The sequence below is a fragment of the Sphingomonas sp. ABOLG genome (genome assembly GCF_003950435.1).
Classification (GTDB): domain Bacteria; phylum Pseudomonadota; class Alphaproteobacteria; order Sphingomonadales; family Sphingomonadaceae; genus Sphingomonas; species Sphingomonas panaciterrae.
The window spans coordinates 84,197-108,489 of sequence record NZ_QQWW01000005.1; the positions used below are offsets into that span (position 1 = coordinate 84,197).

Here is a 24,293-nt window from a genome sequence, read left to right on the forward strand (position 1 = left end):
GTTAAGCATCTGAGCGACACGTCCATTCGTTCGCGCTGATCCGGGTTCCTGCACGCGTGCAGCGAAGCCGGCGGGCGCGGGCCGATCCACAGTGAGTTCCATGACCAAGCCTGTCCGTATCGCGCCTTCGATCCTCTCCGCTGACTTTGCCAAGCTGGGCGAGGAGGTTCGCGCGATCGATGCGGCGGGCGCCGACTGGATCCACATCGATGTGATGGACGGGCATTTCGTGCCCAACATCACGATCGGGCCGGCGGTGGTGAAGGCGCTTCGCCCGCACACCGACAAGCCGTTCGACGTGCATCTGATGATCTCGCCGATCGACGCCTATCTCGATGCCTTTGCCGAGGCCGGGGCGGACACGATCACCGTTCATCCTGAGGCTGGACCGCACATCCACCGGTCGCTTCAGCACATCAAGTCGCTGGGCAAGCGGGCGGGCGTGGTGCTCAACCCCGGTACCCCGGCCAAGATGCTGGATTACCTGATCGACATGGTCGACCTGGTACTGGTGATGAGCGTGAACCCGGGCTTCGGCGGTCAGAGCTTCATCGACAGCCAGCTGCGCAAGATCGCGGCGATCCGCAAGATGATCGATGCGAGCGGGCGCGACATCGATTTGCAGGTCGACGGGGGTATCGATCAGCGCACTGCGCCGCTGGCGATCGACGCTGGCGCCGACGCGCTGGTGGCGGGGACTGCGACGTTCCGCGGCGGGCCTGAGGCCTATGCCGCCAATATCCGAGCCCTGCGGGGCGCATGAGCGAAGGCGTCCGTGATCCTGCAGCCGTCCCGGACGGGATAGACGAAGGCAAGCGGCTGGTCCGTGTCGGCGGCGACAAGGGGCTGTCGCTCGCCGAACGGCTAACCGACCGTTTTCATCGCTTGACCTGGCGGACGCCGATTCACGGGCTGCGGCTGAAGGGCCGTTATCCGCTGAAGCTGATCGCGGTGCCCGACGATCCCCTGTTCGGCGACATCGCGCGCGGGGAGTCGCTGCTCGCGGGGCAACTGGCCTTCCGCGGTGAACGGCATGACATTGCAGGGCTGAACCTGCGCACCTTTCAGCCTTCGGCGCCCTTTGCCGATTATCTTCACAGTTTCGGCTGGCTGCGCGACCTGTCCAGCGTGGCGACGCGGGCGCAAGGGGCACCGATCGCCGAGGATCTGATGTCGCGGTGGCTTGCCGCACATGGTGAGCGGGTGACGGCGCTGGCGTGGCGGCCCGAGCTGTGGGGGCGGCGCATCCTGTTCTGGACCGCGCATGCCCCGCTGATCCTGTCGTCGACCGATCTGGTCTACCGATCCAAGGTGCTGAACGCGCTGGCGCGCGGTGCGCGGCACCTCGACACCAGCGCGGACAAGGCGCCGATCGGGCCGGCGCGGGTGGCGGCGTGGTGCGGGGTGATTGCTGCGGGGTTGCTGATCCCGGGCGGGGATCCGCGCCGCAGCTTTGGCGAGGCGGGGCTGATGCGCGCGCTGGCGGGCGCGGTGTTCGAGGATGGCGGTGCGGTCAGCCGCTCGCCCGAAGCGCTGCTGGACATGATCGGCCTCCTGGCGATGCTGCGCGAGACGTACATCACCCGCCGGCTCGAATTGCCCGAGGGCATCCAGGGTACGCTTGCGCGCATGGTGCCGGCGCTGTTGGCCGTGTGTCACGCCGACCGGGGTCTCGCAAGCTGGCAGAGCGGCGGGCCGGTGCCGGCCGAGCGGGTGGCGCAGGTTATCGAGGCGAGCGGCGTACGCACCCGGCCGCTGCGGCAGCCACGCGACTGGGGATATCAGCGGCTGGTCGCCGGCACGGCCGTGGTGCTGGTCGATGCAGCGCCACCGCCGGTCGCGAGGGTCGTGGAAGGCGGCTGCGCCTCCACGCTGGCGTTCGAACTTTCCGATGGGCCGGCGCGGATCATCGTCAACTGCGGCGGCGCGAATGCGGCCATGTCCGGGCTGCCCAAGGCGTTGGTCTCCGCGCTGCGCACCACCGCCGCGCATTCGACGCTGACGCTGGCCGATACCAACTCAACCGCGATTCACGCGGACGGCACGCTGGGTCGGGGGGTCGGCGAGGTCGAGCTGAGCCGGCAGGAATCGGAAAATGCGAGTCGGATCGAGGCGAGCCACGACGGCTATGTCCGTCGCCACGGCTTCGTCCACCGGCGGCAGTTGGTGCTGACCGAGGATGGCAAGGAACTGCGCGGCGATGACGTCCTGCTGCCCAAGGGGCGGCGGCGCCCGATGGGGCCAAAGCCGTTCGCCATCCGCTTTCACCTGGGCCGCGGGGTGGAGGCGTCGCCGACGGCGGACGGCATGGGGGCGGTGCTGCGCGTGCCGGGCGGCGCGATGTGGCAATTCCGAACGCGGGGCGGATCGCTGGCGATCGACGACAGCCTGTGGATCGATGGTGATGGTCGCCCGGTAACAACTCAGCAGCTGGTCGTGAGCGGCATGGCCGAAGCGGGCGGCGCGACCGTCGGCTGGGTGCTCAAACGCGCGCGATAGGCGATTTCTTCCGCCGCGGCGGCGCACGAGGGCTTGGGGGCGCGCGCCGGCACCGCTAGGGGGCTGCACGTCGCATCGTGACGATCAGCGACTCGCGCGCGATCCGTCACCCACCCACCCCTTGCTCCTCCCGATCGTGGAGGAGCGGAAAGAGTGTCATGACCGCCATCACCATCCGCCGCGCCCTTCTGTCCGTGTCCGACAAGACGGGGATCGTCGATCTCGCCCGAACGCTCGCCGAAAAGGGCGTGGAACTGGTGTCCACCGGCGGCACGGCAAAGGCGCTTCGCGATGCCGGACTGACGGTGCGCGACGTGTCCGACCTGACCGGCTTCCCGGAAATGATGGACGGGCGCGTGAAGACGCTTCACCCGATGGTTCATGGCGGGTTGCTGGCGGTGCGCGATGATGCCGCACATGCCGACGCGATGGAGGAGCATGGGATCGGCGCGATCGATCTGGTCGTGGTGAACCTGTATCCGTTCGCGCAGACGGTGGCGAAGGGTGCGGACCGGCCCGAGGTGATCGAGAATATCGACATCGGCGGCCCCAGCATGGTGCGTTCGGCAGCCAAGAACCATGCCTATGTCGCGATCGTGACCGATCCGGCGGACTATGCCATCGTCGCGCGCGGCGAGACGACGCTGGAGGAGCGCAGGCGGCTGGCCGCCAAGGCGTTCGCCGCGACGGCGACCTATGATTCGATGATCGCCCGCTGGTTCGGGCTGGAGGACCAGAAGGAGCAGTTTCCCGCGACCCTGCCCTTCACGCTCGAGGCGCCCACCGTGCTTCGCTATGGCGAGAACCCGCACCAGCAGGCGGCCTTCTATCGTCCCGCCGGCCCGAGCACGCCGGGCATCGGCCAGGCGCGGCAGGTGCAGGGCAAGGAGCTGAGCTACAACAACCTCAACGATGCCGATGCGGCGCTGGAACTGGTCAGCGAGTTCCGCGACGCCGATCCGACCTGCGTGATCGTGAAGCACGCCAATCCGTGCGGCGTGGCGACGGGGACGACGTTGGCAGATGCCTATGAAGCGGCATTTGCCTGCGACACGGTGTCGGCATTTGGCGGGATCATCGCGCTGAACCGCACGCTGGACGCGGCGACGGCGAAGGCGATCACCGGCATCTTCACCGAAGTGGTGGTGGCGCCCGACGCCGACGAGGAAGCGATTGCGCTGTTCGCGGCGAAGAAGAACCTGCGCCTGCTGCTGACGGGGACGCTGCCCGATCCGGCGCGTGGCGGGCTGACCGCAAAGACGATCGCTGGCGGGTGGCTGGTGCAGTCGCGCGACAATGGCGTGTTGGCGGACGACATGCTGAAGGTGGTGACCAAGCGCCAGCCCACCGCGCAGGAGCTTGCCGACTGCCGGTTTGCCTGGACGGTCGCCAAGCATGTGAAATCCAACGCGATCGTTTATGCCAAGGAGGGCAGCACCGCGGGTGTCGGCGCGGGGCAGATGAACCGACTAGAGTCGGCGCGGATCGCGGCCTGGAAGGCAAAGGACGCCGCCGACAAGGCCGGCTGGGCAGCGCCGCGGACGATCGGCTCGGCCGTCGCCTCCGACGCATTCTTCCCCTTTGCTGACGGCCTGCTCGCGGCAGTGGAAGCCGGTGCGACCGCAGTGATCCAGCCGGGCGGATCGATCCGCGATGCCGAGGTGATCGCCGCGGCTGACGAGGCCGGGTTGGCGATGATCTTCACCGGCATGCGGCATTTCCGCCATTGAGGCTGATCGCGGTGACCGACGGATCGTGGATCGTGGGCGGCTGATGGCGTCCACGGTCGCGATCCTGGTCGATGCGGATGCCTGTCCCGTGAAGGAGGAGGTCTATCGCGTCGCCTATCGGCTGAACGTGCCGGTCACCATCGTCAGCAACGCGCACCTGCGCGTGCCGCAGCATCCGCTGATCGCGCGCGTGGTCGTCAACGATGGCTTTGACGCGGCGGACGACTGGATCGTTGCCCATGCGAGCGACGCAACGGTGGTCGTGACGGCTGACATCCTGTTGGCCGACCGGTGCCTGAAGCTGGGCGCGACGGTGATCTCGCCGGCGGGGAAGCCCTTCACCACCAGTTCGATCGGCAATGCCGTGGCGTTGCGCGCGATCATGGCCGATCTGCGCGCGGGTGGCGACAGGATCGGCGGCCCGCCGCCGTTCAGCAAGGAGGACCGATCGCGCTTTCTGTCGGCGCTGGATCAGGCGCTCGGCAAGCTGCTGCGGGCGCGGCGCGCGTAGCAGCCCGCGATCAGCGGCGGCTGTACCACCAGGTGCCGCCGCTCTCCTCGCGCACGGCGCGACCCTCGACCTCCAGCCGGCGGAGGTGGGCGAGCGATTCGCCGGTCGCCATGCCGATCACGTCGAGCCCGATCGGGCGGCGGAACAGCACCTTGAAGCAATCCACCGCACGCACCGCGCCGCTGCCCATCAGGTCGATGATCGCATCCAGCCGGTCGATATGTTCGTCGCGCAGCGCGTCGAGCCGGGTGTGCAGGCCGTAGAACGGGTCGCCATGACCGGGGAGGACCAGAAGATCCTCCGGCAAGGTGCGAAACTTCTCGATCGAGCGCAGCCAGTCGCCGAGCGGGTCGTCATTGCTCTGGCTGACGTGGACCGAGATGTTGGAGCTTATTTTCGGCAGCACCTGATCGCCAGCGACGAGGACGCGGCGGTCGTAATCGACCAGGCAGGCATGTTCGGGGCTGTGGCCGTTGCCGGTGATGACATGCCAGTCGCTGCCACCGATCTGCAGCACCTCGCCGTCCTGGATGCGGGTATAGGTGAGCGGCATGCGCGCGATCGCCTTGCCGAAATTGGACCAGCCACGGCCGGCACCATGCGCGACCTGTTCCTCGTTCCAGCCAGCGCCGCGCCAGAAGGCGAGCTGCTCCTCGGGTACCTCGGGACGCGAATCCCCCGCCAGCATACGCACCATCAGCCATTCGGTGCGGGTCATCACGATGTCGGCATCATCGAACCGGCGCGACAGCCAGCCGGCGAGGCCAACGTGATCGGGGTGCATGTGCGTGCACATGATCTTGCCGATTCGCTGGCCCGCGAGCGGCCCCTCCAGGATGGTGCGCCATGCCTCGGTTGAGCGGGGGCTGGCGGTTCCGGTGTCGATCGCGAGCAGTTCGGGGCCGTCATCAAGGATCAGGCCGTTCACATGTTTCAGCGGCCCCGACATCGGCACGCGCCACCAGCGGATACCGTCCATCAGGGTGAGCAGTTCGCCGGGCTGCGGCCCACGATCACCGAAGGGAAAGGTAAGACCGGCCCAGCTGGTGGGCGTCAGCCCCTCATCCCCGATCAGCGTGCGTTGAATTGCCGTCGCCATGGCGATGACGCTATCAGCATAACATTCGTTACGTCGAGAGAATTTGCGCCTGGATGCGCAAAGGGCGCGATCCCGGCATCCGGAACCGCGCCCCTTGTAATGTTCATGCCAGCCGGTGGCGGACCAGCCATCCGCCCGTGACGGCGGCGGATCAGCGGCGGAACGGATCCTCGAAGAACGACTTCGACACGCCATCCTCGTCGCCGGCCATTTCGGCACCGCGCGATGCCTGCTCGCGTTCGGCGCGCAACTGTTCGATCAGCGCCTCACGGTCGCCGTCGAGGCGGGTGTCGGTCGGCTGCGCCTCGACGCCGGCGGTCTTGGCGGCCTTGGCCACGGCGGCGTCCAGCTCACGCTGCGTGGTCAGGCCGAGCGTCACCGGGTCCTTCGGCGTGATGTTGCCAATGTTCCAGTGCGTCCGGTCGCGGATCGCGGCAATCGTGGTGCGCGTGGTGCCGATCAGGTTGGAGATCGCCCCGTCGGTGATCTCCGGATGGTTGCGGATGATCCAGGCGATACCGTCCGGCTTGTCCTGACGCTTCGACACAGGGGTGTAGCGCGGCCCCTTGGTCCGGCGGACCTGCTCCGGCCCCTTGGTCATCTTCAGGCGATAGTCGGGATTGGCCTGGCCCTTCTCGATCTCGTCCTGGGTCAGTTCGTGTGCGCGCACCGGATCGCGCCCGGTCAGCTTGGTCGCCGCGGTATCGTCAGCGATCGCCTGCACTTCGAGCACGTGCAAACCGCAGAATTCCGCGATCTGCTCGAACGTCAGCGACGTGTTGTCGACGAGCCATGAAGCGGTCGCGTGGGGCATGAGCGGCTGGGCCATGCGGGAAAGCCTTTCGGTATAAACAAATAGGGCCGCCCCTTACCGGAGCGGCCGCCTAACCTGTGGTGACTTAATGTGCCCGTGCCGTCAGGGCAAGCGCCGTCGCATTATGCGGCGCGCGGAAGTGCGATCGGGACGAGTGCCGCCAGGAATTGCTCGGCGCTTGCGCGCCAGCTGTGGCGCCTGCCTTCGGCCGCGCATCGTGCCCGATCGAGCGTCAGCGCGCCGGCGATCGCGCGGGTGAGGTCATCGTCCATCACGCCGCTGGCGGAGGAGAGGACGTCGATCGGGCCGGGCACCGGATAGGCGGCCACCGGCGTCCCGCATGCCAGCGCCTCGATCATCACCAACCCGAAAGTGTCGGTCCGGCTGGGGAACACCAGAACGTCGGCGGTGCGATAGCAGGCGGCGAGCGCTTCGCCGAAGCGGGGGCCGAGGAAATGTGCGTTGGGGAAACGGTGGCGAAGGTCGGGAAGGGCGGGGCCGTCGCCGACCACCACCTTGCTGCCCGGATGCGGGGCGGCGAGGAAGGCGGCGACATTCTTTTCGGTCGCGACACGGCCGACGTACAGCAGGACCGGGCGGGGCAGGGCGGCGAGATGTTGATCCGTAGCGCCGTCCGGCGTGAACTCGCGCGCGACGCCGCGGCCCCAGGGCAGCGTGTGCGAGATGCCGTGTGAGGCCAGCATGTGCTGGATGGTGGGGGTCGAGACAAGGACGGCGTCGGCGCGCTGGTGGAAGCGGCGAACAAGGTGCCAGATCCACGCCGGGCTCAACCCGGTGCGCGCGGCGACATAATCCGGGAATTGCGTGTGATAGGCGGTGGTGAACGGAACGCCGCGGTCGAGGCACCAGCGGCGTGCGGCGAAGCCGAGTGGCCCTTCGGTCGCGATATGGATCGCCTCCGCTCCGAAGGCGGCGATGCGGCTGCCCACTGCGCGAGAGCTGGCCACCGCCAGCCGGATCTCCGGATAGGTGGGGCAGGGGAATGAGCGAAAGCCATCGGGCGCGATGACCAAAGGATGGTGGCCCATCGTGGTCAGCTCGCCGACCAGCGACTGGAGGGTGCGCACAACGCCATTCACCTGCGGCGCCCAGGCATCGGTGACGATCGCGATCTTCATGATGCGCGCTCAGGCTGCGATGGCGAGGACGGCCGCCGCCTCGCGCCGGGCCATTACCTCGGCCCAGTGAACGATCTCCATCCGCCCGTCGACATGCTCGACCAGCGCCGTGGCGCTTTCCACCCAGTCGCCATCGTTGAAATAAGCGATGTCGCCGATCGTGCGCATCTCGGCGGTGTGGATATGGCCGCAGACCACGCCGTCGACCCCGCGCGCGCCGGCGGCCTCGGCGACAATCTCCTCGAAGCGGGAAATGAAGGCGACCGCGTTCTTGACGCGCGCCTTGGCATGTTTGCTGAGCGACCAATAAGGAAGCCCGAAGCGGCGACGGAAGGCGTTCACCGCGCGATTGGCCAGCATTAGCAGGCTGTAGGCAGTGTCGCCGACATGGGCGAGCCAGCGATGCGCAAGAGTGATCGCGTCGAATTCGTCGCCATGGAGCACCAGCAGGCGACGGCCGTCGGCGGTGACGTGAATAGCGTTGCGGCGGATCGCGATGCCGCCGAAGTCGAGGCCGCAGAACTGGCGAAACGCCTCATCATGATTGCCGGGGATGAAGATCATCCGCGTCCCCCGCCCAGCGCGTTTCAGCAGTCGCCATACGACATCGCTGTGCGCTGCCGGCCAGTAGAATTTCCGCCGCAGCCGCCAGCCATCGACGATATCGCCCACCAGATACATGGTGTCGCTGTCGACATGGTCGAGGAAGTCGATGAGCATCCCGGCATTGCACCCGCGGGTGCCGAGATGGACATCGCTGATCCAGATGGTGCGATAGCGCGTCCGTTCGACGGCGCGTTCGGGAAGATGGGGGCGCGAATTGGCGAAATCCGCAAGGTCGGTGACGTCGGCGAACGTGACGGTCGTCGGCATGGCGGGCCCTCCCTGCCATGCAGCTCTAACCGCGGCAGGTTACGGGCAGATCACCGATCGATGACGCTTTGATAGCAGCTTCGTATCAGGCGTGTGACGGCCTGGTAACGGCCGTCGTCAGCGTATCAGCGAACCTGTTCGACCACCGGCGCGCCCGTCACCGGATCGGTCGTCGGCGTGAGCGTGAACAGGCCGACCGCACCGAGCAGGAACCCGCCGGCGAACTGCCACAGGAAGCTGGACTTGAGGAGGCGGGTCATAAGCGTACTCTGTATCTCGTTTCTGTTCGTCGCAGTGGTAGCCACGACCGCCTGAACCGGGGCTGGTGCCCCCGTTCATCACGTGTTTTGCATGTAGGGACGCGGCCCTTGCCCTTGTATGGTCAACAAGGAAAGGAACTGTTTCCCTACGGGAACCTTTTTTACGTCCGTTCGTGCGCCGACCTAGCCGGATTGTTGAAGCTGGTCGACGCGAGATTGCTGCTAGCGCAGCGCGGCGCACGCCTGCTGGATCCGGGTGCACGCCTCGCGAAGGATCTCCTCGCTGGTCGCGTAGCTGATGCGCATCGCCGGGGAGAGGCCGAACGCCACGCCCTGCACTGCGGCGACCCGCGCTTCCTCCAGGAGATAGCCGACGAAATCGCTGTCGGTTTCGATCTTCTGCCCCTTGGGCGTCGTCTTGCCGATGAGGCCGGAGACCTCGGGATAGACGTAGAATGCGCCTTCGGGCGTCGGGCAGGTGATGCCCGGCGTGTCGTTCAGCATGCCGACGACGAGATCGCGGCGCGCCTTGAAGGCGGCATTGCGCTCCGCAAGGAAGGATTGGTCGCCATTCAGCGCCGCCGCGGCCGCGGCCTGGGCGATCGAGCAGGGGTTGCTGGTCGACTGCGACTGGAGCTTCGCCATCGCCTTGATCAGCCATTGCGCGCCGCCAGCGAAGCCGATGCGCCAGCCGGTCATGGCGTAGGCCTTGGAACAGCCGTTCACCGTCAGCGTGCGATCGTAGAGCGACGGGCAGACCTGAGCGATCGTGGCGAACTGGAAATCGTCATAAACGATATGCTCGTACATATCGTCGGCGAAGATCCAGACGTGGGGGTGGCGTTCCAGCACCTCGCCCAGCGCCTTCAGTTCGGCCGCGGTATAGGCGGCGCCGGTCGGGTTGGACGGCGAATTGAGGATTAGCCACTTGGTACGCGGCGTGATCGCGGCCTCCAGCATCGCCGGGGTCAGCTTGTAGCCATGTTCCGGGCCCGCTGCGACGACGATCGGCGTGCCGCCGGCGAACTGCACGACATCGGGATAGCTGACCCAATAGGGCGCCGGCACAATCACCTCGTCCCCCTCGCCGACGGTCGCGACCATGGCGTTGAACAAGGTGTGCTTGCCGCCGACGTTCACGCTAATCTGGGCGGGGGTGTAGTCGAGCCCGTTGTCGCGCTTGAACTTGGCGACGATCGCGTCCTTCAGCTCGGGCGTGCCATCGACATTGGTGTATTTCGTCTGGCCACGGCGGATTGCCTCGATCGCCGCTTCCTTGACGAAATCGGGCGTGTCGAAATCCGGCTCGCCGGCACCCAGACCGATGACGTCGATACCGGCACGCTTCAGCTCCTGCACCTTGGTGGTGATCGCCAGCGTGGGCGATGGGCTGATGCGATCGAGCGCGGCGGACGTCTTCATGGGGGCGGCTCCTTTAAGCGCCGCGGCCTATAGCGAGGCGTCTCCCGGCTCCGCAACTGTCACGAACGCGGACATGAGGCCGCGCAGCGCATTTCCGACATGAAAGCCCGCCGCGAGATCATCAGCGGTCAGTTCGTGTTCGACCGCGCGGCCGGTCTCGATCAGCTCGGCGCGCAGCACCCCGGGAAGAAGGCCACGCGTCAGGGGCGGCGTGAGCAACAGCCCATCACGTTCCACGAAGACGCTGGTGAAGCTGCCTTCCGTCAGGAAACCGTCCGGATCGACGAACACCACCTCGTCAGCGCCGGCGCGGCGGCGTGCCTCGTCATAGAAGCGTCTACTGCTGGTCTTGTGGCGGAGCCGATAGTCGAATGGGACGACCGGCAAGGGTGCCAGCGCCACGCGCAATGTTCGGGGGATCGGGGGCGGAGCAGGCGCGACCTCGATCGTGATCCGGCCGCTGTGGCTCAGCAACAGCCGGATGCGAGCAGGTGCCCGCAACCGGAAGGTCGCCGCCTGCAGTTCATTGCGGGCGTCATGCCGGTCGAAGACGAAGCCGAGGCGGGCGGCGCTGGCCTTCATACGCGCCAGATGCCGCTCGACGAGCAGGATGCCCGCATCGGGATCGAAGCGCATCGTCTCGATCAGGTCGGGGGTTCGCTGGCCGTGCGTCAGGAACGCGCCCTTGGCCAGTGCCTCGTCCCACTCGCTGTCAGCGCGGCTGTCAGCGACGATCCCGCCGCCAAGGCCAAGCGTCGCGTGATCCGCACCCGCGGCGATCTCCAGCGTGCGGATGGCGACATTGAACTGCGCGTCGCCGCCGGAATCGATCGCCCCGATCGAGCCGGTATAGATGCCGCGCGGCGCATGTTCGATCTCGCGAAGCACCTGCATGGCCCGAACCTTCGGGGCGCCGGTGATCGAACCGCAGGGGAAAAGGGCCGACAGCACGTCGATCGCGTCGCGCCCGGGGGCGAGCCGTGCGGTGACGGTGGAGGTCATCTGATGAACCGTCGGATATCGCTCCACCGCAAAGAGCGCAGGTACCTTAACGCTGCCGGCGGCGGCGACCCGCGACAGGTCGTTGCGCATCAGATCGACGATCATCAGGTTTTCCGCGCGCTGCTTCTCGTCGCTGGCCAGCGCATCGGCGATGTCGTCGTCGCGGGAAGGGTCAGGATCGCGGCGCGCGGTGCCCTTCATCGGCCGGCAGGTGAGCGTGTCTCCTTCAAGGCGGAAGAACAATTCCGGGGAGAAGGAGAGCAGCAGATGATCGCCGGTGGCGACGATCGCGCCCCATCCGGCAGCAGCGCGGGTGCGCACCGCGGCGTAGAGCGCCAGTGGATCGCCCGCAAAGGGCACCCGCGCCCGGAACGTGAGGTTCGCCTGATAGATGTCGCCGGCGGTGATCAGGTCCAGCACCTGTCGCAGCGCCGCATCATATTCGTCGCGCGAGATGGCGGGTTCCAGCGCGCCGATCCATGCGCCGTCCGGGGCGGGCAGGATCGTGTGGGGGGCGCATAGCTCCTCCACCGCCGCGAACAGGCCGAACCACAGGAGCGGGGTGGCCGGTGCGGGAAGCGTCCCGACATGCGGCTCCAGCGCGGCGCCGCCCTCATAGGCAATGAAGCCCGCCGCGTGATGGCCCGCCGCGATGCCTTCGCGAACGCTGGTCAGCGCGGGCGCCAGTTGATCCACCGAATGTGCTTCGATGATCGCCACCGGATCGCGATACAGGCGTGCGGGCGCGCCACCGGGCCGGGCATCGTCGAGCAGCACGAAGGGTGCGGCGAGGGACATACAAGGCGCCATGCCCGTCCCCGCCCATGGCGGCAACCCCGCTTGGTGCGCCGCGCCAACGCTGCTGCCTTGCCGTGAGGGCGATCTGCGGGCTAGCAATGTGCGCCGCTCATCCAGCGCAAGTTTTCGAGGAAATGCCCGTGACCGATGCGACCACCGAACCAGCGCTGCGCGCGATGATCGTCCCGGTGACGCCAATCGAGCAGAATTGCACGATCATCTGGTGCACCAAGACGAAGAAGGCGGCGGTGATCGATCCGGGTGGCGACCTGCCCAAGATCAAGGCAGCGCTGGCGCAGGCTGGCGTGACGGCGGAGAAGATCCTGCTGACCCATGGCCATATCGACCATGCCGGCGAGGCGAAGCCGCTGGCCGAGGAGCTTGGCGTGCCGATCGAGGGGCCGCAGGAGGAGGACCGCTTCTGGCTGGCGCGGCTGGGTGACGATGGCCGCAACTGGGGCATCCGCGGCGTCCCGTTCGAGCCGGATCGCTGGCTGGAGGATGGCGACACGGTGACGGTGGGCGAACTGACGCTCGACGTCTATCACACGCCGGGGCACACTGCGGGGCACGTGATTTTCCACCACGCGCCGTCCAAGTTCGCGCAGGTTGGCGACGTGCTGTTCCAGGGCTCGGTCGGCCGTACCGATCTGCCGCAGGGCAATCACAAGACGCTGATCAACTCGATCGTCACCAAGCTCTGGCCGCTGGGCAGCGAGACCGCGTTCATCCCCGGGCACGGCAAGCCTTCCACCTTCGCGCATGAGCGGCAGTGGAACATGTTCGTGAGCGACAGCGCGCTGGAGGCGTGACCCGGCTGGGCCGCCCGGCGGCGCTGGAGACCAGGACATGATGGAAGCCGAATTCATCGCCGCGTTGCGCCGCCTGCCGCTGCATGAGGGGGCGCAGGGGCTGAGCGACGACGTGGCACGGCTGGGCGACCTCGTCATGACCACCGACACGATGATCGCGGGGGTCCACTTCCTGCCCGACGATCCGCCTGGCGATGTGGCGTGGAAGCTGGTGGCGGTGAATTTGTCGGATCTGGCCGCCAAGGGGGCGGAGCCGGTCGGAATCCTGTTGAATTACCCGCTGTCGGATACCGGCTGGGACCGGGCGTTCCTTGCGGGACTGAACGCCTGCCTGTCGGCGCTGGGCTGCCCATTGCTGGGCGGCGACACGGTTGGGCTGCCCGAAGGTGCGGCGCGCGTGCTGACGGTGACGGCTTTTGGTCGGGCCGATGCGGTCCCGGCGCGATCGGGCGCAAAGGCGGGTGACCGTTTGTGGGTGACGGGCACGATCGGCGATGCGGGCGCGGGGTTGAAGGCGGCCCAGCGGGGGGATGGCCCGGATGCGCTGATTGCCGCCTATCGCCGGCCGCGCCCGCGGCTTGCGGAAGGGCGGACGCTCGCCCCGCTGGCGCATGCGATGATGGACGTGTCCGACGGGCTGTTGATCGACGGCTGGCGCATGGCGGCGGCGAGCGGGCTGGCCCTGACCATCGCGCTCGATCGCGTTCCGCTGTCCACCGCCTATCGCAGCTATGCCGGTGACGATGTGCTGGCGGCGGCGACGGCGGGGGATGACTATCAGCTTTTGTGCGCGCTGCCGCCGGAAGTTGCGCCGACCAGCATCTCGACGTGCATCGGCAGCTTTGCTGCGGGCAAGGGACTGGTCCTGACCCAGAACGGAGAGGTTGTTGCCCTGCCGCCGCGGCTCGGCTTCGAGCATCGCGCCTGACCGATCAAAGTCCAGCGTCAGTCAAGACGGGAAATCATCAGTCATCATTGCGGGCAGGACGCCGCTCTGATTGCCCGAAAACCGGCCATTATTGGTGCCTTGCACTTTCCTGCCGCACGGTTACGCTCCGTCATACAAGAACGATAAGCATAGGAGGCCGGCGGTTACCGCCCGGGGGCGGGGCCGATCGGCCACGTTAGGGGAAGGAACGCGATGACCACGGTCTATATCGCCATCCTCTGCGGCCTGCTGGCCGTGGTCTATGGCATCGTCACCAGCCAGCAAGTCCTACGAGCCTCTCCGGGCAATGAACGGATGCAGGACATCGCCGCCGCCATTCAGGAAGGGGCGAAGGCCTATCTTGGCCGCCAATATACCACGATTGCCATCGTCGGCGTGGTCGTCGCCGTCATCATCTTTGCGACCCTGGGCGTCCTCTCGACGGTCGGGTTCCTGATCGGCGCAGTGCTGTCGGGCGTTGCCGGCTATGTCGGCATGAATATCTCGGTGCGCGCCAACGTTCGTACGGCAGAGGCTGCGCGGGGCACGCTGCAGGGCGGATTGACGATGGCGTTCCGCTCCGGCGCGGTCACCGGGATGCTGGTGGCGGGGCTGGGATTGCTCGCGATTGCGGGATTCTTCTGGTATCTGACCGGGCCGGGCGGCTACGCGCCCAACGCGCGCGTGATCATCGAGGCGCTGACCGCACTGGCGTTCGGCGCATCGCTCATCTCCATCTTTGCGCGGCTCGGCGGCGGCATCTTCACCAAGGCCGCTGACGTCGGCGCCGATCTGGTCGGCAAGGTCGAGGCGGGCATCCCCGAGGACGACCCCCGCAACCCGGCGGTGATCGCCGACAATGTGGGCGACAATGTCGGCGATTGCGCGGGCATGGCCGCGGACCTGTTCGAAACCTATGTCGTGACGCTGGGCGTGACGATGATTTCGATCGCGCTGCTAATCCAGGCATCGCCTGCCGAGCTGATGAACCTGATGAGCCTGCCGCTGATCGTCGGCGGCGTGTGCATCATCACCTCAATCATCGGCACCTACATGGTGCGGCTGGGATCGAAGGGGTCGATCATGGGCGCGCTGTACAAGGGGTTCTGGACCTCCGCGCTGCTTGCCATCCCGGCGATCTATGTCGCGACGCAGATGACGCTCGGCGACCTGAACGTGCCGATTGGCGCCGCTGGTTTCCTTGAGGCGACCAGCGACACGATCGTCAGCGGGGCGGGCGATCTTACCGTGACAGAGGTCACTGGCGCGCCGGCGGCGGACGCCTTCACCGGCATGGACCTGTTTTGGTGCATGTTGATCGGCCTGGCGGTGACGGGCCTGATCGTGTGGATCACGGAATATTACACCGGCACCAACTACCGCCCCGTCAAGTCGATCGCCAAGGCGAGCGAGACCGGCCATGGCACCAACGTCATTCAGGGGCTGGCGATCAGCCTGGAGGCGACCGCGCTGCCTACGCTGGTGATCGTGATCGCGGTGGTGGCGACGTACAAGCTCGCAGGCGTGATCGGCATCGCCTTTGCCGCCACTTCGATGCTGGCGCTGGCCGGGATGGTCGTCGCGCTGGATGCTTATGGCCCGGTGACGGACAATGCCGGCGGTATCGCGGAGATGGCCGGCCTGGAGGACGAGGTTCGCCACAAGACGGACGCGCTGGACGCGGTCGGCAATACGACCAAGGCGGTGACCAAGGGTTATGCCATCGGGTCTGCCGGGCTGGCTGCGCTGGTGTTGTTCGGCGCCTATACCACTGACCTGCAGACCTATTTTCCCGACATCGCGGTCGATTTCAGCCTGTCCAACCCGTACGTCATCGTCGGGCTGCTGCTCGGCGCGCTGCTGCCGTATCTGTTCGGGGCGTTCGGTATGACCGCGGTCGGCCGGGCGGCAGGCGCGGTGGTCGAGGAAGTGCGCGACCAGTTCCGCAACAATCCCGGGATCATGGAGGGGACGAGCCGCCCCAATTATGGCCGCACCGTCGATCTGGTCACCCGCGCGGCGATCCGCGAGATGATCATACCGTCGCTGCTGCCGGTATTGTCGCCGATCGTGCTGTATTTCGTGGTGACCGCGGTGGATGGCCAGGCGTCGGGATTCGCCGCGCTTGGCGCGATGCTGCTGGGCGTGATCGTCTCCGGCCTGTTCGTCGCGCTGTCGATGACCAGCGGCGGCGGCGCGTGGGACAATGCCAAGAAATATATCGAGGACGGCAATTACGGCGGCAAGGGATCGGAGGCGCACAAGGCGGCCGTGACCGGCGACACCGTGGGTGACCCGTACAAGGATACCGCCGGTCCGGCGGTCAATCCGATGATCAAGATCACCAACATCGTGGCATTGCTGTTGCTGGCGGCGCTGGCCGGCGGCGGCTGAGGCAGCAGCAATATTGCGTCGGGCCGCTGCGCTGCCTATCCCGGGTTGAAATAGGAGCAACGCAGCAGCCATGACCACATTCGACGATCGCGAGCGCGCCTTCGAGACCAAGTTCGCGCGCGACGAGGACCTTGCCTTCCGCATCATCGCCCGGCGCAACCGCCTGCTTGGCCAGTGGGCGGCCGGGCTGATGAAGCTGACGCCCGAGGAAGCGGACGCTTATGCCAAGACGGTGGTGCACGCCGATCTGGAGGAAGCGGGCGATGGTGACGTGATCCGCAAGCTGGTCGGTGATCTGACCGCGGCTGGCGTCGACATCGGCGAAGCCGAGGTGCGTGAGGCGCTCGACAAGCAGACCGTCGAGGCGCGCCGCCAACTGATGGAAGCACAATAACGTGCCCATGGCGGCGGACGAAATCGCGGCGTTGATCCGCGAGGGGATCCCCGATGCCGAGGTCGAGATCACCGATCTGGCCGGCGACGGCGATCATTATGCCGCGCGGGTGACCGCGGCGTCCTTCGCCGGCATGTCGCGGGTGAAGCAGCACCAGGCGGTCTATGCCGCGCTGGGTGGTCGCATGGGCGGGGTACTCCACGCCTTGCAGTTGACGACGGGCGTGCCGAAATAACGGCCAGCCGCTTCACGCGAAGGACAAAGAATGACTGACGATACCAACGCCCGCATCGACGCGGTGGTGAAGAACAACCCCGTGGTGCTGTTCATGAAGGGCACGCCGCTGTTCCCGCAGTGCGGCTTTTCCAGCCGGGCGGTGGCTATCCTCCAGCATCTGAACGCCGATTTCGAGAGCGTCGACGTGTTGCAGGATCAGGCGATCCGCCAGGGCATCAAGGCCTATTCGGACTGGCCCACGATCCCGCAGCTGTACGTCAACGGCGAGTTCGTCGGTGGATCGGACATCATGATGGAAATGTACGAGAGCGGGGAACTGGCCGAGCTGATCAAGGACGGGCCAAAGGCTGCCTGATTGATTATCTGCCGGAAGGGTGCGCGGTAATAATGGTGCGCCCTTCCGGCTGGAACGTGCGACCGGCTCGATCCTGGCGCGCGCCTGGCTGGCGGTTCCTGAGCCAGCGCTGCTCCGGCGATCAGGCCAGTGAGCGCAATTGTTCCAGCGTATCGATGTCCACCAGCTCGCCCGCGGGTGCATGAACGTGCTTCCCGCGGCGAATGATGTCGCGGGCGCCACTATCGCCTGACAGGCGTTCAAGCAGCGGAAAAAGGGCGTAACCGAACACGGCCGGTGGGCGTGGAGCGTCGCCATCCGTGGAGGCGACGATAGCCGAGGGTCCATCCGCCGCCGCCAGCAGTCGCTGGATGTGACCGGCGGTGACGCGGGGCATATCGGCCAGCACGACGAGCAGCGCCTGCGGCTTCACTTCGGCGGCACGCCGCACGCCCAATCGCAGCGATGACGCCATGTCACCCACCGGATCGTCATTCACGATCGTGGCATAGCCGTGGCTGGCATAATCGATGAGGCTCCGCCTGACGACGGCGAGCCGGGCGTGAAAGGGAAGAACCGCTAGCGTCTCCACGACATGGATACCCAGCGGTCGCCTCTCCAGCACGGCGTCTAGCTTGCTCGGACCAGCACCGAAGCGCCGCGACTGGCCCGCTGCGAGCAGGAGGAGCGCGGTGTCCTCAGCCGCGATCATGGAAGGCCTTCACCATCGCGCCGGCGATGGAGAGGGCGATTTCGGCCGGCCCGATCGCGCCGATGTCGAGCCCGACGGGGCCGTCGATTCGCGCCAGATCATCGCCCGAGACGCCGGCCTCCGCCAGCCGCTGAAGCCGCGCGGCGTGGCTCTTGCGGCTGCCGAGCGCGCCGACATAGCCGGTATTGGCGGCGAGCGCGGCGACGAGCGCGGGATCGTCGATCTTGGTATCGTGGCTGAGCGTTACCACTGCTGTCGAGGGCCCGGGCTTGTATGCCTCGACGGCCTCGTCGGGCCAGCGATCGTCGAGCGCCGTATCGGGGAAGCGTTCCTCGGTGAGGAAGCGGCCGCGCGGGTCGACCACTACCGTCTCGATCCCTAGCGTGCGGGCGAGGCCGACGAGCGACTGGGCAATCTGCACTGCGCCGACAACGATCAGCCGGCGGGGCGGATCGTAGCGGTTGGCGAAGATCTCGCCCGTTTCGACAGGGCGCAGGTCGCTGTGGCCGGTCGAAAGGTCGGTGGTGACGGTGAGCGACTCGCCGTCCGCGCGGGCCTCGATGATGCGGTCGAACAGTTCGGGGTCGAACCCCTCTGCCGAGACCGGTTGCACCATCACGCTGATCTCGCCGCCGCACGGCAGGCCGACTTCCCACGCGCTGGCGTCGGCGACGCCGTATTTCTTCACCGCAAACGGCGCGCCGGCAATCACCTGCGCTGCGGTGTCGAGGATGTCGCCTTCGACGCAGCCGCCGGAGACTGAACCTTCGAAGCGGCCGTCCTCATGCACCAGCATGTGGCTGCCGCGGGGGCGGGGGGCTGAACCCCAGGTGGAGACGACCGTGGCGAGCGCCATGCGGGCGCCCTTCCACGATTGAGCCGCGGAGAGGACGCTGTCGTTATCGGCCATGGATCACACCGGTGGGAGATGAGGGAGAAGTTTGTCGAGCGTCACGGGCATGTCGTAGATGCGCACGCCGGTGGCATTGTGGATCGCGTTGACGATCGCGGCGCCCGAGCCGGCGATGCCGAGCTCGCCGACGCCCTTCGCGCCGACCGGATTGGCGGAATCGTCGATTTCCTCGATGAAATACGCTTCGATCTGCGGCACGTCGGCATTCACGGCGACGTGATATTCGCCGAAATCGGGGTTCACGAAGCGACCGTTGCGGGTGTCGACCACGCCATCTTCGCTCAGCGCATAGGCAAGGCCCCAGACCATGCCCCCAACGATCTGGTTCTTCGCGGTCTTTACGTTGAGCACGCGGCCGATATCGAACACGCCGAGCATGCGGCGCACGCGCACCTCGCCGGTGACGGCGTTGACCGCGACTTCGGCGAATTGCGCGCCGTGACTTGCCTGGCTGGTCGCCTGCGATTCTTTGCCGGGCGAGGTCTTGCCCTTGGCGGCGATCGGCGAGCCACGGACGAGATCGGCAAGCGGGCTGGTACGGGTGCCGGCGGCGACGACGCCGTCCTTGAGGCGCATGTCCTCCGGCGCCGCATTCATGCGGCGGCCGAGCTCGGCCAGAATGTCCTCGCAGGCGAGCGCGGCGGCGGCGCAGGCGCTGCCCGCGCCGAACGATCCGCCGGAGCCGGCGCTGGGCGGCAGATCGCTGTCACCGATCACGACGTCGATCGCGTCGACCGGCAGGCCGAGCATGTCGCCGACCGTCTGCGCGAGGATCGTGTAGGTGCCGGTGCCGATATCGGTCATGTCGGTGCGCACGGTGGCGCGGCCGTCATCGCCAAGGATCACCTCGGCCTCGGCATTGACGGTGAAATTGCCGCGCAGCGCCGCGGCCATGCCCATGCCGATCAGCCATTCGCCCTCGCGCCGGCTCCCGGGCGTCGCCTCGCGCCGGTCCCAGCCGAAACGGCGGGCGCCTTCCTCGTAGCAATCGAGCAGGCGGCGGGTGGAGAAGCGCTTGCCGGTGGTGGGATCGCGGGGCGGCTCGTTGCGACGGCGCAGCTCGATCGGGTCCAGGCCAAGCTTCTGGGCCAGTTCGTCCATCGCGCATTCGACCGCGAAGGTGCCGATCGCCTCGCCGGGCGCGCGCACCGCGCCCGTCGCGGGCAAGTCGATCCGGGCGAGATCGGTGCGGAAACGGCGTGCCTCGCCGGCGTAGAGCGGCAACGTGCCGAACGGCACCGGCTCAAGGAAAGCGCTGTCGTCATTCTGATAGGCGACGCTTTCATGGCCGATCGCGCTGATCCGTCCCTCATGATCAGCGCCGATGCGCAGTCGCTGCGTCGTCGGTGAGCGATGATGGACCATATAGGCGGTCTGTCGACGGCTGAGCGCGACCTTCACCGGGCGGCCGACCTTTTCGGCAGCGATGGCGGCGAAGATCACCTCGGGCCCGACGCCCGTCTTTCCGCCGAACCCGCCGCCGACATAGGGGGCGAGGACGCGGACGCGATCGGCATCGATGCCGAGCGCGGTGGCGATCGTGGACTTGGCCGCGCCGATCACCTGATTGCTGGAGCGAACGATGAGCTTGTCGCCCTCCCACCAGGCCGTGGTGGCATGCGGCTCCAGCGCGGCGGGAAAGTGGATCGGGGTCGTGTACGTGCGGTCGACCACCATCCTGGCGGCGGCGAGCGCCGCGTCGAGATCGCCGCGGTTCACCGGCGGGAGGAAGCCGAGCTTGTGGTCCTGCTGAATTTCCACTTCGGCGGCGTCGAACCGTCCGGCGCTTTCCTCATAGCGGACTGTGACAAGGCGGGCGGCGGCGCGGGCCGCTTCCTGCGTCTCTGCGACGACGATGGCGACGCCCTGGCCGTAGTGAAACACCTCGTCCTTGCCGATCGCGGACATGGCGCGCGAGTTGCCCTCACCGGTCGGCATGCGCGGATCGCCATGGATGACCGCGATCACGCCGGGCGCAGCCTCTGCCTCGGTCGCATCCACGCCGGTCACCCGGCCGCGGCCGATGCTGGACTGCACGACGGCTAGGTAGGCGGTGTTTTCCGGTGCCTGCTCGAAGGCATAGGGCGCCGCGCCGCTGACCTTTTCGCGTGCCTCGTAACGGTCGAGCGGCTTGCCGAGCAGGCCCTGCTGCGCGCGGTCGAGGGCCGCGGGACGGTAAGGCGCGTCCATCGCGAGATCGTTCATGCCGGCTCCCCGGTAAGGTCACGCAGCGCGGTGATAAGCACGCGCCGGGCGAGCGGGATCTTGAAATCATTGTGGCCAAAGCCGCGCGCGCCGGTGAGCAGCGCGTCGGCCGCGGCGTCGAAGGTGGCTTGTTCGGCTAGCTTGCCGACCAGCGCAGCTTCGACCACGGGATCGCGCCATGGCTGGTGTGCAAGGCCACCGAAGGCGAGCGCCGCGTGGGTGATCGTGCCATTCTCCACCGCGACGACTCCGGCGACCGAGACCAGCGCGAAGGCGTAGGAGGCGCGGTCACGCACCTTGCGGTAAAGCTGCCGCGCGCCGGGCGGCGGGGCGGGTAGGGCGATGTGAGTGATGAGTTCGCCCGGTTCCAGCACCGTCTCGATATGCGGCGTGTCGCCGGGCGGGCAGTAGAAATCGCCGAGCGGGATACGGCGGCGATCGCCGTCGGGCTTCAGCGTGACGACGGTCGCGTCGAGCGCCCGCATCGCGACGGGCATGTCGCCCGGATGGGTAGCGATACACTGGTCGCTGGTACCGAGAATGGCGTGGATTCGGTTGAACCCGTCGATCGCATCGCAGCCGCTGCCGGGGTCGCGTTTGTTGCACGCCGCGTGGGTGTCATAGAAGAAATAGCAGCGGGTGCGCTGGAGGAGGTTGCCGCCAGTGGTCGCCTTGTTGCGGAGCTGGCCTGAGGCGCCGGCAAGCAGCGCGCGGCTGAGCGCCGGATACAGGGCGATGACGCGCGGGTCGGCGGCAAGATCGCTGTTCGGCACCAATGCGCCGATCAGCAGGCCGCCGTCCTGTTCCTCGATCGTATTCAGATCGAGCCGGCTGATGTCGATCAGCCTTTCCGGCGTTTCCACCTGCAGCTTCATCAGGTCGAGCAAATTGGTGCCGCCAGCGATGAAGCGGCCGCCGGCGCGAACGGCGGCTTCGGGGCTCTCCGCGCGGGTGTAGTCGAAGGTCTTCACGCCTCCTGCTCCTGCGCATGTACGTCGCGGATGGCATCGACGATGTTGGGATAGGCGGAGCAGCGGCAGATGTTGCCGCTCATCCGCTCGCTGATCTCCGCATCATCCAGCGCTGGGGCGGAAAGATCGTCGGTGACATGGCTGGGCCAGCCCCTGGCCACTTCATCCAGCATGCCCACTGCGGAGCAAATCTGCCCCGGCGTGCAATAGCCGCATTGATAGCCGTCATGGCGGACGAACGCCGCCTGCATCGGGTGAAGCGAGTCGGTGCTGCCTAGCCCCTCGATCGTCAGGATGTCATCATCCTGGTGCATCACGGCCAGCGTGAGACACGCATTGATCCGCCGCCCGTTGACCAGCACCGTACAGGCGCCGCATTGGCCATGATCGCAGCCCTTCTTGGTGCCCGTCAGGGCAAACTCCTCGCGGAGGACGTCGAGGAGCGAGGCGCGGATGTCGGGATCGGCCTCGCGCTTGCTGCCGTTGATGGTGAAGCGCATGGGCGTACTATGCGCCACTCGCCGAGACGATCCAAGTATATCCCGATAATTCTTGTTATAGCGCTGGCAGCTTGTAGATCCACGTCGCAAATGGAGCCGATGACTTTCGTTCCTTCCTTGTCGCCGCCGATTGTGATTGCTCATCGCGGTGCTTCCGGAGAGCGCCCGGAGCATACGATTGCCGCCTATCAACTCGCGATCGCGCAAGGTGCGGATGTGATCGAGCCCGATCTGGTGCCGACCAGCGATGGTGTGCTGGTGGCGCGCCACGAGAATGAGATCAGCGAGACGACCGACGTCGCGGACCATCCGGAATTCGCCGATCGCCGCACGACCAAGACGATCGACGGCAAGGAACTGACCGGCTGGTTCACCGAGGATTTCACGCTGGCGGAGCTGAAGACGCTGCGCGCGAAGGAGCGGCTGCCCCTGATGCGCCCGGGCAACCGGGACTATGACGGCAGGGAGACGATCCCGACCTTCGACGAGGTAATCGTGCTGGCCAAGAAGCACGGCGTGGGGATCTACCCCGAGACGAAGCACCCGACCTATTTCGCGTCGATCGGCATGGGAACGGATGCGCCGCTGGTCGAGGCGCTGCGCCGTGCCGGATGGGACAGCGCCGATGCGCCAGTGTTCATCCAGTCGTTCGAGATCGCGAACCTCAAGCGGCTGAAGGACATGACGAGTGTGCGGCTGATCCAGCTGGTCGATGGTAAGGGCGGGCCGGCGGATGGCGCCGCGCCAAGCTATGCCGCGATGATGACGCCGGCCGGGTTGAATGCGGTGGCGGGCTACGCGTGGGGCATTGGGCCCAACAAGGCAATGCTTTGGGATGGCTCAGCGCCGACCACGCTTGTCAGCGACGCCCATGCAGCCGGCCTGCGCGTCCATCCCTGGACGTACCGCGCGGAGAATTACTTCCTTCCCGCCCCCTATCGACAAGGGATCAACCCGCGCGGCCACGGTGGCTTGGCCGCCGAGATTTCGGCTGCCCTCCGCCTTGGTATCGACGGATTCTTCACCGACTTTCCCGCAACAGGCGTAAAGGTGCGCGATCAGGTGCGGGGAGTGAAGTGATGCGTAAAACAGTTCTGATCGCGGCGGCCGCGATTATCCCGCTCGCCACTGGCGGCTGCGTTCGCACGGCCGCGAGCGTCGTGACGGCGCCGTTCAAGGCCGCCGGGAAGGTGGTCGACTGGTCCACCACGAGTCAGGAGGAGGCCGACCGCAACTACGGCCGCAAGATGCGCAAGGACGAGGCGCGCGAAGGCAAGGAGCGGCGCGAATGGCAGAAGCGCTGCCGCAAGAATCCCGAAACGTGCGGTCCCTATGACGGCTTCGTCGCCGGCCGCGATCGCTGAGCGAGCGGCAGGTCCGCAGGTGCTACGCGCGCCCCTGAAGCGACGGCGCTAGGCGGCGCGGCGCTGCGCCTGGGCGATGATCGCACGGGCCGCGCGCTGGGCCACCGCTATGTCGCGGGCCGGCATGTCATCGGCGATTTCGGCGCGGGCTGCCTGGGCCGCGACGTGTCCGGCGACGGCGGCCAGATTGAACCATTTGTGGGCTTCGATCAGGTCGTATTCCGCGCCGTTGGTGCCGGTGGAATAGGCAACGCCCAAATCGTAGCAGGCATCATCATCGCCGCGCAGCGCATCGCTGAGCCGGCTGTTGATCAGAAAACGCGCACTTTCGAGACTGTTACCCATTTCCCTCGCCCCATGTTCATGTCCCCATGCGGCGACA

25 protein-coding genes are annotated in these 24,293 nt (G+C 66.9%); 12 read left to right on the forward strand and 13 right to left on the reverse strand.

Translation table 11 applies throughout. The features are described 5' to 3' along the window. The first annotated feature begins 100 nt into the window (after nt 1-100). The 4 genes from rpe to CA236_RS07610 all read left to right on the forward strand — a co-directional run bounded on the left by rpe (nt 101) and on the right by CA236_RS07610 (nt 4,740). A complete protein-coding gene (gene rpe / locus CA236_RS07595; RefSeq protein WP_125945154.1) occupies nt 101-763 on the forward strand; it encodes a ribulose-phosphate 3-epimerase in 663 nt (220 codons plus the stop codon). Further along, complete coding sequence (locus CA236_RS07600; protein ID WP_125945155.1) at nt 760-2,499, forward strand: heparinase II/III family protein; 1,740 nt, start codon at nt 760-762, stop codon at nt 2,497-2,499. The genes rpe and CA236_RS07600 overlap by 4 nt, the downstream gene beginning before the upstream one ends. Before the next feature lie 158 nt (nt 2,500-2,657). Continuing rightward, entirely contained in the window at nt 2,658-4,229 is a 1,572-nt protein-coding gene (gene purH, locus CA236_RS07605) for a bifunctional phosphoribosylaminoimidazolecarboxamide formyltransferase/IMP cyclohydrolase (RefSeq protein ID WP_125945156.1), read from the forward strand. Nucleotides 4,230-4,272: 43 nt separating this feature from the next. Then, a complete protein-coding gene (locus tag CA236_RS07610) occupies nt 4,273-4,740 on the forward strand; it encodes a YaiI/YqxD family protein (RefSeq protein WP_125945157.1) in 468 nt (155 codons plus the stop codon). 10 nt (nt 4,741-4,750) lie between these two features. Here CA236_RS07610 and CA236_RS07615 read toward each other — a convergent pair whose 3' ends face one another. The 7 genes from CA236_RS07615 to pabB all read right to left on the reverse strand — a co-directional run bounded on the left by CA236_RS07615 (nt 4,751) and on the right by pabB (nt 12,147). Then, the gene (locus CA236_RS07615) at nt 4,751-5,839 is read right to left on the reverse strand and encodes an MBL fold metallo-hydrolase (RefSeq protein ID WP_125945158.1); all 1,089 of its coding nucleotides are present in this window, start codon (nt 5,837-5,839) and stop codon (nt 4,751-4,753) included. Nucleotides 5,840-5,990: 151 nt separating this feature from the next. Next, complete coding sequence (locus CA236_RS07620) at nt 5,991-6,668, reverse strand: DUF1013 domain-containing protein (RefSeq protein ID WP_046409102.1); 678 nt, start codon at nt 6,666-6,668, stop codon at nt 5,991-5,993. Nucleotides 6,669-6,775: 107 nt separating this feature from the next. Next, complete coding sequence (locus CA236_RS07625; protein WP_125945159.1) at nt 6,776-7,792, reverse strand: glycosyltransferase family 1 protein; 1,017 nt, start codon at nt 7,790-7,792, stop codon at nt 6,776-6,778. Nucleotides 7,793-7,801: 9 nt separating this feature from the next. Continuing rightward, nucleotides 7,802-8,665, reverse strand: coding sequence for a UDP-2,3-diacylglucosamine diphosphatase (locus CA236_RS07630; RefSeq protein ID WP_125945160.1), 864 nt, complete (start codon nt 8,663-8,665; stop codon nt 7,802-7,804). A gap of 125 nt (nt 8,666-8,790) precedes the next feature. After that, nucleotides 8,791-8,925 (reverse strand): hypothetical protein, encoded by a 135-nt coding sequence (locus tag CA236_RS19255; RefSeq protein ID WP_269430566.1) that lies wholly within the window; start codon nt 8,923-8,925, stop codon nt 8,791-8,793. 222 nt (nt 8,926-9,147) lie between these two features. Further along, the gene (locus CA236_RS07635; protein WP_046409105.1) at nt 9,148-10,347 is read right to left on the reverse strand and encodes a pyridoxal phosphate-dependent aminotransferase; all 1,200 of its coding nucleotides are present in this window, start codon (nt 10,345-10,347) and stop codon (nt 9,148-9,150) included. Nucleotides 10,348-10,374: 27 nt separating this feature from the next. After that, the gene (gene pabB / locus CA236_RS07640; protein WP_125945161.1) at nt 10,375-12,147 is read right to left on the reverse strand and encodes an aminodeoxychorismate synthase component I; all 1,773 of its coding nucleotides are present in this window, start codon (nt 12,145-12,147) and stop codon (nt 10,375-10,377) included. 134 nt (nt 12,148-12,281) lie between these two features. Between pabB and CA236_RS07645 the strand changes: the two genes are divergently transcribed. The 6 genes from CA236_RS07645 to grxD all read left to right on the forward strand — a co-directional run bounded on the left by CA236_RS07645 (nt 12,282) and on the right by grxD (nt 17,267). After that, nucleotides 12,282-12,959: an MBL fold metallo-hydrolase gene (locus tag CA236_RS07645; RefSeq protein WP_046409149.1), complete on the forward strand. Its 678-nt coding sequence runs from the start codon at nt 12,282-12,284 to the stop codon at nt 12,957-12,959. Nucleotides 12,960-12,996: 37 nt separating this feature from the next. Next, nucleotides 12,997-13,887, forward strand: coding sequence for a thiamine-phosphate kinase (thiL, locus tag CA236_RS07650; RefSeq protein ID WP_125945162.1), 891 nt, complete (start codon nt 12,997-12,999; stop codon nt 13,885-13,887). Between the two features lie 213 nt (nt 13,888-14,100). Beyond that, entirely contained in the window at nt 14,101-16,281 is a 2,181-nt protein-coding gene (locus CA236_RS07655; protein WP_125945163.1) for a sodium-translocating pyrophosphatase, read from the forward strand. 70 nt (nt 16,282-16,351) lie between these two features. Further along, entirely contained in the window at nt 16,352-16,675 is a 324-nt protein-coding gene (locus CA236_RS07660; protein WP_046409108.1) for a DUF1476 domain-containing protein, read from the forward strand. A 1-nt stretch (nt 16,676) separates the two neighbouring features. Beyond that, complete coding sequence (locus CA236_RS07665) at nt 16,677-16,910, forward strand: BolA family transcriptional regulator (protein WP_046409109.1); 234 nt, start codon at nt 16,677-16,679, stop codon at nt 16,908-16,910. A 30-nt stretch (nt 16,911-16,940) separates the two neighbouring features. Next, nucleotides 16,941-17,267, forward strand: coding sequence for a Grx4 family monothiol glutaredoxin (gene grxD, locus CA236_RS07670; protein WP_046409110.1), 327 nt, complete (start codon nt 16,941-16,943; stop codon nt 17,265-17,267). Between the two features lie 121 nt (nt 17,268-17,388). On the opposite strand, the gene CA236_RS07675 is transcribed toward grxD, so the two are convergent. Genes CA236_RS07675 through CA236_RS07695 form a run of 5 tightly spaced genes read right to left on the reverse strand, consistent with a single transcriptional unit; the run spans nt 17,389 to nt 22,547 of the window. After that, nucleotides 17,389-17,958, reverse strand: a complete 570-nt coding sequence (locus CA236_RS07675; RefSeq protein ID WP_125945164.1) for a nucleotidyltransferase family protein — start codon at nt 17,956-17,958, stop codon at nt 17,389-17,391. Next, nucleotides 17,945-18,868, reverse strand: a complete 924-nt coding sequence (locus tag CA236_RS07680; protein ID WP_125945165.1) for an XdhC family protein — start codon at nt 18,866-18,868, stop codon at nt 17,945-17,947. Before CA236_RS07680 ends, CA236_RS07675 begins: the two co-directional genes overlap by 14 nt. Nucleotides 18,869-18,871: 3 nt before the next feature. Beyond that, complete coding sequence (locus CA236_RS07685; RefSeq protein ID WP_125945166.1) at nt 18,872-21,076, reverse strand: xanthine dehydrogenase family protein molybdopterin-binding subunit; 2,205 nt, start codon at nt 21,074-21,076, stop codon at nt 18,872-18,874. Next, entirely contained in the window at nt 21,073-22,047 is a 975-nt protein-coding gene (locus CA236_RS07690) for a xanthine dehydrogenase family protein subunit M (protein WP_125945167.1), read from the reverse strand. The genes CA236_RS07685 and CA236_RS07690 overlap by 4 nt, the downstream gene beginning before the upstream one ends. Further along, entirely contained in the window at nt 22,044-22,547 is a 504-nt protein-coding gene (locus CA236_RS07695) for a 2Fe-2S iron-sulfur cluster-binding protein (RefSeq protein WP_125945168.1), read from the reverse strand. Before CA236_RS07695 ends, CA236_RS07690 begins: the two co-directional genes overlap by 4 nt. A 99-nt stretch (nt 22,548-22,646) precedes the next feature. Here CA236_RS07695 and CA236_RS07700 point away from each other — a divergent pair, with 99 nt between their 5' ends. Next, a complete protein-coding gene (locus CA236_RS07700; RefSeq protein WP_241212565.1) occupies nt 22,647-23,627 on the forward strand; it encodes a glycerophosphodiester phosphodiesterase in 981 nt (326 codons plus the stop codon). Beyond that, nucleotides 23,627-23,911: a hypothetical protein gene (locus CA236_RS07705; protein WP_125945170.1), complete on the forward strand. Its 285-nt coding sequence runs from the start codon at nt 23,627-23,629 to the stop codon at nt 23,909-23,911. Before CA236_RS07700 ends, CA236_RS07705 begins: the two co-directional genes overlap by 1 nt. A gap of 48 nt (nt 23,912-23,959) precedes the next feature. On the opposite strand, the gene CA236_RS07710 is transcribed toward CA236_RS07705, so the two are convergent. After that, nucleotides 23,960-24,256 (reverse strand): sel1 repeat family protein, encoded by a 297-nt coding sequence (locus tag CA236_RS07710; protein WP_125945171.1) that lies wholly within the window; start codon nt 24,254-24,256, stop codon nt 23,960-23,962. Nucleotides 24,257-24,293 lie beyond the last annotated feature (37 nt).

Excerpts from the sequence above, each read along its gene's own strand:
- CA236_RS07625 (WP_125945159.1), bottom strand. The coding sequence starts at position 7,792 with ATGAAGATCGCGATCGTCACCGATGCCTGGGCGCCGCAGGTGAATGGC.
- CA236_RS07705 (WP_125945170.1), top strand. The coding sequence starts at position 23,627 with ATGCGTAAAACAGTTCTGATCGCGGCGGCCGCGATTATCCCGCTCGCC.
- CA236_RS07660 (WP_046409108.1), top strand. The coding sequence starts at position 16,352 with ATGACCACATTCGACGATCGCGAGCGCGCCTTCGAGACCAAGTTCGCG.
- CA236_RS07620 (WP_046409102.1), bottom strand. The coding sequence starts at position 6,668 with ATGGCCCAGCCGCTCATGCCCCACGCGACCGCTTCATGGCTCGTCGAC.
- CA236_RS07615 (WP_125945158.1), bottom strand. The coding sequence starts at position 5,839 with ATGGCGACGGCAATTCAACGCACGCTGATCGGGGATGAGGGGCTGACG.
- CA236_RS07610 (WP_125945157.1), top strand. The coding sequence starts at position 4,273 with ATGGCGTCCACGGTCGCGATCCTGGTCGATGCGGATGCCTGTCCCGTG.
- CA236_RS07635 (WP_046409105.1), bottom strand. The coding sequence starts at position 10,347 with ATGAAGACGTCCGCCGCGCTCGATCGCATCAGCCCATCGCCCACGCTG.
- CA236_RS07710 (WP_125945171.1), bottom strand. The coding sequence starts at position 24,256 with ATGGGTAACAGTCTCGAAAGTGCGCGTTTTCTGATCAACAGCCGGCTC.
- CA236_RS07655 (WP_125945163.1), top strand. The coding sequence starts at position 14,101 with ATGACCACGGTCTATATCGCCATCCTCTGCGGCCTGCTGGCCGTGGTC.
- CA236_RS07700 (WP_241212565.1), top strand. The coding sequence starts at position 22,647 with ATGACTTTCGTTCCTTCCTTGTCGCCGCCGATTGTGATTGCTCATCGC.
- CA236_RS07680 (WP_125945165.1), bottom strand. The coding sequence starts at position 18,868 with ATGGCCGATAACGACAGCGTCCTCTCCGCGGCTCAATCGTGGAAGGGC.
- pabB (WP_125945161.1), bottom strand. The coding sequence starts at position 12,147 with ATGTCCCTCGCCGCACCCTTCGTGCTGCTCGACGATGCCCGGCCCGGT.
- thiL (WP_125945162.1), top strand. The coding sequence starts at position 12,997 with ATGATGGAAGCCGAATTCATCGCCGCGTTGCGCCGCCTGCCGCTGCAT.
- purH (WP_125945156.1), top strand. The coding sequence starts at position 2,658 with ATGACCGCCATCACCATCCGCCGCGCCCTTCTGTCCGTGTCCGACAAG.
- rpe (WP_125945154.1), top strand. The coding sequence starts at position 101 with ATGACCAAGCCTGTCCGTATCGCGCCTTCGATCCTCTCCGCTGACTTT.
- CA236_RS07695 (WP_125945168.1), bottom strand. The coding sequence starts at position 22,547 with ATGCGCTTCACCATCAACGGCAGCAAGCGCGAGGCCGATCCCGACATC.
- CA236_RS19255 (WP_269430566.1), bottom strand. The coding sequence starts at position 8,925 with ATGACCCGCCTCCTCAAGTCCAGCTTCCTGTGGCAGTTCGCCGGCGGG.
- CA236_RS07645 (WP_046409149.1), top strand. The coding sequence starts at position 12,282 with ATGCCCGTGACCGATGCGACCACCGAACCAGCGCTGCGCGCGATGATC.
- CA236_RS07685 (WP_125945166.1), bottom strand. The coding sequence starts at position 21,076 with ATGAACGATCTCGCGATGGACGCGCCTTACCGTCCCGCGGCCCTCGAC.
- CA236_RS07675 (WP_125945164.1), bottom strand. The coding sequence starts at position 17,958 with ATGATCGCGGCTGAGGACACCGCGCTCCTCCTGCTCGCAGCGGGCCAG.
- CA236_RS07600 (WP_125945155.1), top strand. The coding sequence starts at position 760 with ATGAGCGAAGGCGTCCGTGATCCTGCAGCCGTCCCGGACGGGATAGAC.
- grxD (WP_046409110.1), top strand. The coding sequence starts at position 16,941 with ATGACTGACGATACCAACGCCCGCATCGACGCGGTGGTGAAGAACAAC.
- CA236_RS07630 (WP_125945160.1), bottom strand. The coding sequence starts at position 8,665 with ATGCCGACGACCGTCACGTTCGCCGACGTCACCGACCTTGCGGATTTC.